This window comes from Mobiluncus sp., assembly GCF_985070215.1.
In genome coordinates this window covers 1-8,122 of record NZ_CFKZQR010000061.1, presented here as the reverse complement: position 1 = coordinate 8,122, position 8,122 = coordinate 1, and the positions used below count along the sequence as shown (strand labels likewise).

Below are 8,122 nucleotides of genomic sequence, written 5' to 3'. Positions count from 1 at the left end.
GGTCCCCCGCTGACGTGTTTTGGTTTTATGAGCCTTTGCAAGCAAGCTTGCCCGGCTCATAAAACCAAAACACGCAGGTCGCGGCTTTATCGCTCGACCTGCGTCGTGGTGGGCGATACAGGACTCGAACCTGCGACCTCTTCCGTGTCAAGGAAACGCGCTAACCAGCTGCGCCAACCGCCCGTCGAAGTGGGTACCGGATTCGAACCGGTGTATACGGCTTTGCAGGCCGCTGCCTAGCCACTCGGCCAACCCACCAATGTGGTTTTGAGTAATTTACTCTAAAGAGGAACCCGAACCCAGTACGAACCTGGCAGAACTCCTCAGACAGCCAATTTTTGAGGGGAACCGAACCGAGGCTCGATTCCCCCAAAAACCGAGCGGATGACGGGACTCGAACCCGCGACCCTCACCTTGGCAAGGTGATGCTCTACCAACTGAGCCACATCCGCGACAAGCCGGAAAAATCCAACCCCAGTATCTTACACATAAGTGAGCGGGGGTTGCAAATACTCGACACACCGGAATGGCCTAACAGAGAAAACACGGGAATCGGAACTTAGAAAAAACCCGTGGTACCGCCGTTTACTAGCCGCATGTTCACAAGTTTGACCCGCTTTTCCAAACGGGACCGATGGCGAATCTGGCTGACCAGCTGACGCACGGCTTCCGTGCCAATCTTTCGGTAAGGAACTTCGAGGGTGGTAGTTCTGGGCTGGTGCAGACGTCCAATAAAAGCATCGCCGATAGCCACAACGGAAACATCGTCCGGCACTGAGACTCCCAGAGATTGATCTAACTCCTCCATAAAACCGATGGCAGAAAGCGCCCCGCAAAAAACCGCCACACTGTCCAGATGCTTACGCCAAGCCGACACCGCACGATGGCCTGATTCCAGGCTATCCCCGACATTTCCCACCGTATGCAGAACCAAACCGTCCCGTTCGCACCCGGACCGCAAAGCCTGCAAAACACTTCGGTCCAGCCATCTATCATTGGCGTAAAAGTAAGTTATCGATTGATGCCGCAACGAACTCAGATGTGTCAGCAAGACTGTAACCCCTTGTTCCGTATCCGGCACGACGCAAGTTGCTTCATCCATCAAGCAGTTCGTCACCACCAGAGGCTCGGTATTGGGGATTTCCAGGCGAATACGTCCGGGAATCTGCGGATTATCAATAATCAACCCATCGACGTTATTGAACTCCCGTTTAACGGTCTGCAGGACTCGCGTAGAAACAGCGGGATACAAAACCGGTAAGTACTGCTCCAGAATCAATTTGTCCTGTATCGCAGCCAACATTTGGTACTCTTGGAGACGAATCGTGACCCCGATTTTTTGGGTCAATACGTGTGTTCGTCGCCAAAAATTTTCCGGTCGTTCATAGCCCAAATCGTTCGCAACTTGGCGCACCAAGGCTTCCGTCTCAGCATTTATACGCCCCGGACGGTTCAAGGCCCGCGAAGCGGTAGAGGTCGCCACATGTGCCACCTTTGCCACATCATCCAAAGTCACACGCCTTTTGACGGCAACAGCAGAATCTGAAACCTCATACATGTCAGAATTCTAAACATACCCTGTAGGATTTCTGAAAGTTATCTGGGCATTTGTCTTAACATATGCGGTCTGTTGGCTTGAACCTCGACCGGCTTTGGCTAAAACTCGGGGATACAGTCAAGCGCGTTTTCTCAGGTTCGCAATAGTGTTCCCGAAAGGCGCCAAATCGAAGGCACCTGCCGTTCTGCCGCGGTACGCCGAGTTTTTGCGTTCGGAGCTGTCTAAGGCTAAACTTGATAAGCCTTGGGCCATTAGCGCAGCGGTAGCGCGCTTCCTTCACACGGAAGAGGTCACTGGTTCGATCCCAGTATGGCCCACCAGGAAAAACCCCCCCGAAACCCCAGTAAATAAGGGCTTCGGGGGTGTTATTTTGATTTCTGAAATAATCGGAAATAGTCGGAAATAATCGCTAAAATAGCACCACCAATAGCACCACCAAGCCGGTGGAGTCACCCAAAAATAGTGTTCCCAAAACCCCAGTTCACGGGGTTAGGGTAACACTTCCTAAAAAAGAAGAGCGGCAACTATGAAATATCGGACATACGGCACTGGGAGTCTTTACTATGACGCACAGCGGGGTCTTTGGATAGGCCAGATTTACGACGGCTGGACAAATACCGGGCGTCGCCGGCGTCGCCGTGTCACGTCCCGAAATAAAAACACGGCTCGGGAAAAGCTCGCTGACCTGAAATATGAGGTCGAGCATGGCATATATCAGGAGGGCGGGAACACGACCGTGAAAAAGTGGTGTAGTCATTGGCTGGCCACCCGCGAATCACAGGTACGCCCTTCCACGCTCTCTATCGAGACCGCCGCTATCGACCAAAACGTGATCCCCCTGCTTGGCTCCAAGCTCATCAAATCGCTGCGCCCCTCAGACCTCACCAGACTCGGTGAGCACATCATGGATCAGGGTAGCTCCCCCGCTACCGCGCTACGATACCAATCTGTTTTCCAGCGAGCTCTGCGCGAGGCCGAGCGCGAAGGGCTGCCGGTCCCCCGAGCCATACTGGTAGCCCAAAAGCAGTCAGCCGGCCGACCAGACCGGCAAGCCATTCCCGTGGAAGATGCACTGAAAATCATTCAAGCGGCCGCGGGCATACCGGGCGGGGTGCGCTGGCTCCTCGCTCTGCTCCAGGGTCTGCGTCAGGCTGAGGCTTTGGGGTTGACCTGGGACATGATTAATTTCCAGGAGGGCACCATGCGCGTGGAGTGGCAGCTGCAGTCCCTGCCGTATCTGGACAAAACCGACCCGGCGAAGGGCTTTCGGGTGCCGCGCGGCTATGAGATGCGCCAGCTCACCGGCGCTTTCCACCTGGTACGCACGAAAACTCTGGCCGGGGAGCGTATTCTGCCGCTCACCCCGTGGGTTGCCGGGGCGCTGACCGCGTGGCGTGAGCAAGCCCCCGAAAACCCGTGGGGGCTGCTGTTCACCACCGCCAGCGGCCAGCCCGTCTCCCGCCACGCCGACCAGCGCGCCTGGAAGCAACTCCAGGAAGAGGCCGGCGTGAAAAAATTGAGCGGAAAACCCTACGTCACCCACGAAACCCGCCACACGACCGCTACCTTACTCCTCGCCGCCGGTGTAGAGCCGGAAGTGATCAAAGCCATTCTGGGGCACTCAGACATTGTGACCCAAGCCGCCTATCAGCATGTAGATATGGAGCTGGCACGTGCCGCGATGACCAAAGCCCAGAATCTCCTCCAAATCACATGACCGCAGGTAAACGTCGAACTGGTATATTTTCTGGCATATTTTCCCCCGAAAACCCCACCCGCCACCGGGTCGGGCAATGTTTCAATTCGGGTCATAATATTACAAATCCACCAAAAACACCCCGATTATTACTCCAACCGTGCCCTCAGCCAGGCCCGACACCGCGCCACCACCAACCACCGCGGAACACCCAAACGCGCCGCCACACAATCATAATCCCCACCACACAACCGGCAGGCATACCCCCACTCCCAATCCGTAATCAACCAGCCCGCCGCAACCTCATCAACCCAAGCCTCCACACCCACAGACTGCCGGCCGCGGTGATCCAGTTTCGCGTGCACCAGCTCGTGAGCGAGTACGGCGGTGGCTTCCCCGATAGTGAGCCGGTTGGAGATGAGGATAAGCCTTAGTTCGTGAACCCATTTGCCTTGTAGTCTTGGCTCGCGCAAGTCTCCGACTAGGACGGAGACGCGCATCCGTTGGGCTTCGTGTATCAGCGTTGACCACGCAGCCTATAGTATCTACCTAATCTCGGTAGCGGGCTGCAGCCTCGAAGAGCGCCGCGACATCAATCTGCTCTTGCCTGGTGAGTCCTTCCGGTGGCTGCCCGTACACCATCCACTCCGCAGCCGCCAGCACTGTAAGCAAATCCTTTCCCAACGCTTGACATAGAGCGTCAGCTTCCCCAACGCCAATAGGCGAAAGGCCTCTGAGGACCGTCGAGATTCGATCTTGGCTTACGCCAATCTCATCCCCCAACTCCTTTTGAAGTAGGCCGCTCTTAATCCAAATTGCTTTCAGAATCGCGGATAAAGCCTTATCTAGCTCTCGAATTTCTCTAGGTTTTCTTGCCATGTCAGCAAGTCTAACACGCCGAACCGCAATTGCGTTTGACATCGGAACGCAAATGCGGTTGAATAGTATCCATGAAGCCAAACGCATTTACGGTTGATACCCTAATCTCAGGCGAAGTCCGTGCTGAAATGGCACGTCAAAAAATCGGCGTCATCGACCTCGTAGCAGAGACCTCCCTGACCCGTAACCAATTGAACGACCGAATCAACGGACGTTACCAATTCTCTTTTGGCGAGCTCGACGAAGTCGCACGAGTCCTCGGTACCAGCTCTATCAAGATAATCCAAAGCGCCAGAGAGCGAGCAGAGGCACAGTCCCCGGCCGCGGACAGGACCGCCGCATAATGAATGATTCTCTACTCAATCTGCACGATGAGCACGGCGCAGCACCAAGCAGCGAAGGCGAAACTTTCTACCGCGCCTGTGGGCTAATGCGGGCCGCAGTCGCTTATATTGATGCTGTTGACTGGCGGTATGCCTCTGAAGAGCAAGCCGCGCGAGTGGCTTTAGCTGCCCGACTGGACGCTCTCTCCGCCTTCAACCTGCTCGGAAGCGTACTTGATGCATATCGGAACATCGGCACCCACCAACAAGTCAATTTGGCGCTCTTTGATGTTTCTAATGGTGACAAACCCTCTGGTGTCAGAAACGAGTTGACGCTTCAAAGCTTCGATATCAGTGTCACTGCTCAAAACGAAAACATCACTCCCGTAGCACAAGCTGTTGTTGGTACTCAAAATAAATCTTCCTCCTCGGTAGATGACGGTATTGGACAATCTGATTCTACCGGGGAGGAAACCCCTCAACTCCACCCCAATGAAGGAAACCGGAACCATGACTAGCCCCGACCTGCAACAGGACCCACCTATTCTCCCGGATGGATTCATCGTTGTGGAGTGCAGGCGCTGCCTTGCCCTAGACACCAACTGTACAGAATCGATGGCGACAATTTGCACCACTGATTTGGAGACCGCCGCTAACTTTTTAGAGCGTCATTCGTCGCACCGTTTAGCGACTCGATACGAGCGCGAAGTTTCCCCGCGAGTCCCCCTGCTACTCCTTAATATTGCGCAAGTCGCTGCCATAACTGGCGCGGATTTGCCCGAGGTTCAGGGCGCGGTCACGTCTGGACTCTTGAAACCTTATACAGCCTTCAACACCACCGTTTTTCGGATGGTGGATGTAGTCACATGGAGAAAAGCTGTCACTGATAAGACACGGTGTATCCGAAAGTTGCAGGAAATTATTTCCGGGATAGACAAAGCATTTGACTGCATACGTCCAGGAGACGGAATCGAAAAAGGGCTTGACAAGATGCGAGAAGCGCTGTCGCCATTTTTCGATCAGGATGCGGATAGGAGCGTCGCATGAGCCCGAAAAAAACAGCTAGACAGTTACGGTCATTACATCGCAAGCAAATCCGAACACAAGCAACGGTTAACTGGCTGGTCAAAACAGTACGTGAAAATTTGGAAGGGGCTGAACTAGTCAGTAATCCAAGGATAGCTATCCCAGATAAAGACCTTGCCATCATCTCTGAGTTCGATACACCGATATTTTGCGTGTGCCATCCACTCTCGGACGGCAGGATACAACTCAATGTCCTCCAAGCCAACGAATTCTTCTTCGGTAAGATTGATATCTTCCAGCGAGATACGGGAAAGCACAGCAGCCCCCTTCGTGATTACGAAATCAACGACGGCTTCATCACTTTGTCGCCCGTCGTGCAGGAACCTCAGAACCCCGGCGAAACCGGTAGCCCCAATTTCCATGGGAAAAACGACCATAATTCTTCCTCCTCGGTAGATGGTGATGATTCGCACTCTCAGTCTACCGGGGAGGAAACCCCGCCTCCTGAGTACTACGAGTGCGGTCCTGACTGCAAGTGTGGAGGCTATCGTGGATAGCCAAAATACTGTGTCATCGGTGCGGTGGTTGCGCCTGCCGGAAGTTTTGCAGATTACCGGGTTCGGGCGGACTCGTATGCTCGAATTCCTGCACATGTCCAAGCGCGACCCGCGATTTTTGCCGTCGTATCAGATGGGACCACACGCCCATTATCGGATTCGGTCAGATGACCTCGAGCGATGGATGGAGCGGAACCGATGGTAGCGAGCTGTCTAGCTGGTGCCCGAAAAGACCCCGTCACCGGGGTGTCCTGGTACACAACAGATGAGCTGCTGGCCACGCTGCGCGCTGGTCTACGAGAGGCCGCGACCCTAGCGGAGACTTCCCCCGATGAGGAGAATCTGCGCTTTAAGGCTCTGTGCCGGATAAGCGGGCTAGTGCTGGGCTGCCAGGATTTGGTTCGCACAATGCTACGCAACCGCATCTACATGAGACCAGGAGCGCCGTTGCGTCCTGACGACGCGTTTAGCCTGGCAGAGACGGAAACTCTGCTCGAATTCATGGAAAAAATGCAGGCAATGCTGGATCGGCTGCAATCCACGTAGACGTCCTCCCTGGCTTGCCTCTTTTCCTTTCAAGGCGGGTCAGGGAGGGACGGTAAGCGAATAACTGAATAGGCAATCCACCCATTAATTAAGGAGTCAACATGTTTAAGTCGTTGCGTCAGATATGGCAGGCGCTTTTCCCGGAGCCGCTGAAGCCTTCTGTACCCACATTGCTGAAAGTCTCAGATATTTCTCTTGATGCTGCATTGGCGAAAAATCTTGAGGATTTAGCGCTAATACTGTATTCGCTCGGTCTCGATGCTACTCATCAGTATCGCGCTAAGCGGCGTCAGGCTGTGCGAGATGGTAAGCCCGTAGACGAGTATGACATGGGCTATAGCGACGGGGTCTGGGACGCGGTGGACCTGCTAAAACTCGCCGCGACCGGGGACCTCGTCAGCGCCGAGGTTCCTGATGCTCAAGCCCTAGTCCAGCAGACCTCGCGCCTTGCGACAGACCATCACGATGATGAGGATTTCAAGCTGGATATTCCGCAGTGGGTCAACGGGGATAAAGCACCGAAAGTTAAGCCGGTGCCGAATTCCTTGCACCCTAAGAAGGTTCGGGATGAGCTGTCTGGTCTGGGAGGTGATGCGGCATGAGTACGGAAATCGTCGAAGTCCCAATCCATGAGGTATTTCCTGGCGAAAACGTGCGGAAGAATTTAAACGCCAAGTGGCTGGTGGATTCGATTGCCGAGCTTGGAATTTTGGAGCCCTTAAAGGTTTATCGTAATCCTGCCGGCGAGCTGACCGTCCTGGATGGACACAGGCGTCTGCACGCGGCAAAGTCAGCGGGCCTGCAAACCGTGAAATGCATTATCGAAGAGGAAGCGCCACTCGAGGACGACCGTATCCTCAAGCAGGTGGTGCTAAATGAGGCACGCGAAGGCTTGTCCGATTCTGATCAGCTGGCTGCGGCTTATCAACTGTCGCTGTTTAATGTTCCCGCTGAGCGGGTGGCGATGCTGTCCGGCAAAGACAAGCAGCGATTCGCAGACATAGCTAAGGTCGCTGCGAAGGACACATCCCGCGAAATCGCGATGGATTGCACCCTGACCCTCGCACAGGCTTTGAAAGTGGCTAAGGCCGAAGATGACGGTGCTGATATGGAGTATTTGGCGGAGCATCTGGAGGCTGAGCAACGGAAGCAATTTTCCAAAGGTGAGGAACTTGCGGATTGGCAGCTCGACGATGTAATCAAGCATGCGCTCGCTTTTCCGTATGCGGAGGCTAAACGTGCTGAGCTTGAGGCTGAGGGTGTGAAAACCTTAGGTGAAGGCGATGATGTGCCCGAGGGTGCGAAAGCTCTTTGGGAATTGGATCTCAATCCTGAGGAGCACAAGGATTGCCCTTATCGTGTCGTCCGGGTGACGCCGACGCTGTGGAAAGTCGAAATGCCTCACGTACAGGAGCTTTGTGCAGATCCAGAGGCGGCGGGGCATATCCAGCCGAGCGAAGACGAGTACGACCAAGCGCGGGTCAAAGCGGAACGCGAGGAGGAAGAACTTCGCCGACAGCAGGAGGAGGAGCGTCAG

12 protein-coding genes and 4 tRNA genes are annotated in these 8,122 nt (G+C 54.6%); 10 read left to right on the top strand and 6 right to left on the bottom strand.

Features of this window, described 5'->3' with window-relative positions; genetic code table 11:
- Window positions 1-106: 106 nt before the first annotated feature.
- From AC5LBQ_RS09045 to AC5LBQ_RS09030, 4 genes are all read right to left on the bottom strand, one after another.
- Window positions 107-183, bottom strand: a tRNA-Val gene (locus AC5LBQ_RS09045).
- 4 nt (window positions 184-187) lie between these two features.
- Window positions 188-258 (bottom strand) — tRNA-Cys (locus AC5LBQ_RS09040).
- Window positions 259-379: 121 nt separating this feature from the next.
- A tRNA-Gly gene (locus tag AC5LBQ_RS09035) sits at window positions 380-452 on the bottom strand.
- A 107-nt stretch (window positions 453-559) separates the two neighbouring features.
- Window positions 560-1,558 (bottom strand): substrate-binding domain-containing protein, encoded by a 999-nt coding sequence (locus AC5LBQ_RS09030; RefSeq protein ID WP_295027810.1) that lies wholly within the window; start codon window positions 1,556-1,558, stop codon window positions 560-562.
- Between the two features lie 245 nt (window positions 1,559-1,803).
- Here AC5LBQ_RS09030 and AC5LBQ_RS09025 point away from each other — a divergent pair.
- Both AC5LBQ_RS09025 and AC5LBQ_RS09020 read left to right on the top strand, forming a co-directional pair.
- Window positions 1,804-1,878: transfer RNA gene (locus AC5LBQ_RS09025), tRNA-Val, on the top strand.
- A gap of 206 nt (window positions 1,879-2,084) precedes the next feature.
- Window positions 2,085-3,275 (top strand): tyrosine-type recombinase/integrase, encoded by a 1,191-nt coding sequence (locus AC5LBQ_RS09020; protein WP_493265277.1) that lies wholly within the window; start codon window positions 2,085-2,087, stop codon window positions 3,273-3,275.
- A gap of 128 nt (window positions 3,276-3,403) precedes the next feature.
- On the opposite strand, the gene AC5LBQ_RS09015 is transcribed toward AC5LBQ_RS09020, so the two are convergent.
- Together AC5LBQ_RS09015 and AC5LBQ_RS09010 are read right to left on the bottom strand one after the other, a co-directional pair.
- Window positions 3,404-3,754 carry an ImmA/IrrE family metallo-endopeptidase gene (locus tag AC5LBQ_RS09015; protein WP_493265276.1) on the bottom strand — a complete coding sequence of 117 codons (351 nt, stop codon included), beginning with the start codon at window positions 3,752-3,754 and terminating at the stop codon, window positions 3,404-3,406.
- Between the two features lie 49 nt (window positions 3,755-3,803).
- Window positions 3,804-4,133, bottom strand: coding sequence for a helix-turn-helix domain-containing protein (locus AC5LBQ_RS09010; protein WP_493265275.1), 330 nt, complete (start codon window positions 4,131-4,133; stop codon window positions 3,804-3,806).
- Between the two features lie 71 nt (window positions 4,134-4,204).
- Between AC5LBQ_RS09010 and AC5LBQ_RS09005 the strand changes: the two genes are divergently transcribed.
- The 8 genes from AC5LBQ_RS09005 to AC5LBQ_RS08970 all read left to right on the top strand — a co-directional run.
- Entirely contained in the window at window positions 4,205-4,477 is a 273-nt protein-coding gene (locus tag AC5LBQ_RS09005) for a helix-turn-helix domain-containing protein (RefSeq protein ID WP_493265274.1), read from the top strand.
- Window positions 4,477-4,974: a hypothetical protein gene (locus tag AC5LBQ_RS09000; RefSeq protein WP_493265273.1), complete on the top strand. Its 498-nt coding sequence runs from the start codon at window positions 4,477-4,479 to the stop codon at window positions 4,972-4,974. The genes AC5LBQ_RS09005 and AC5LBQ_RS09000 overlap by 1 nt, the downstream gene beginning before the upstream one ends.
- The gene (locus AC5LBQ_RS08995; protein WP_493265272.1) at window positions 4,967-5,503 is read left to right on the top strand and encodes a hypothetical protein; all 537 of its coding nucleotides are present in this window, start codon (window positions 4,967-4,969) and stop codon (window positions 5,501-5,503) included. The genes AC5LBQ_RS09000 and AC5LBQ_RS08995 overlap by 8 nt, the downstream gene beginning before the upstream one ends.
- Window positions 5,500-6,039, top strand: coding sequence for a hypothetical protein (locus AC5LBQ_RS08990; RefSeq protein ID WP_493265271.1), 540 nt, complete (start codon window positions 5,500-5,502; stop codon window positions 6,037-6,039). Before AC5LBQ_RS08995 ends, AC5LBQ_RS08990 begins: the two co-directional genes overlap by 4 nt.
- Window positions 6,032-6,244, top strand: coding sequence for a hypothetical protein (locus AC5LBQ_RS08985; protein WP_493265270.1), 213 nt, complete (start codon window positions 6,032-6,034; stop codon window positions 6,242-6,244). The genes AC5LBQ_RS08990 and AC5LBQ_RS08985 overlap by 8 nt, the downstream gene beginning before the upstream one ends.
- Entirely contained in the window at window positions 6,220-6,585 is a 366-nt protein-coding gene (locus tag AC5LBQ_RS08980) for a hypothetical protein (protein WP_493265269.1), read from the top strand. Before AC5LBQ_RS08985 ends, AC5LBQ_RS08980 begins: the two co-directional genes overlap by 25 nt.
- 101 nt (window positions 6,586-6,686) lie before the next feature.
- Complete coding sequence (locus AC5LBQ_RS08975) at window positions 6,687-7,187, top strand: hypothetical protein (protein ID WP_493265268.1); 501 nt, start codon at window positions 6,687-6,689, stop codon at window positions 7,185-7,187.
- Window positions 7,184-8,122: ParB/RepB/Spo0J family partition protein (locus AC5LBQ_RS08970; protein WP_493265267.1), on the top strand; the 939-nt coding region annotated here is incomplete at its 3' end. The genes AC5LBQ_RS08975 and AC5LBQ_RS08970, both read left to right, overlap by 4 nt.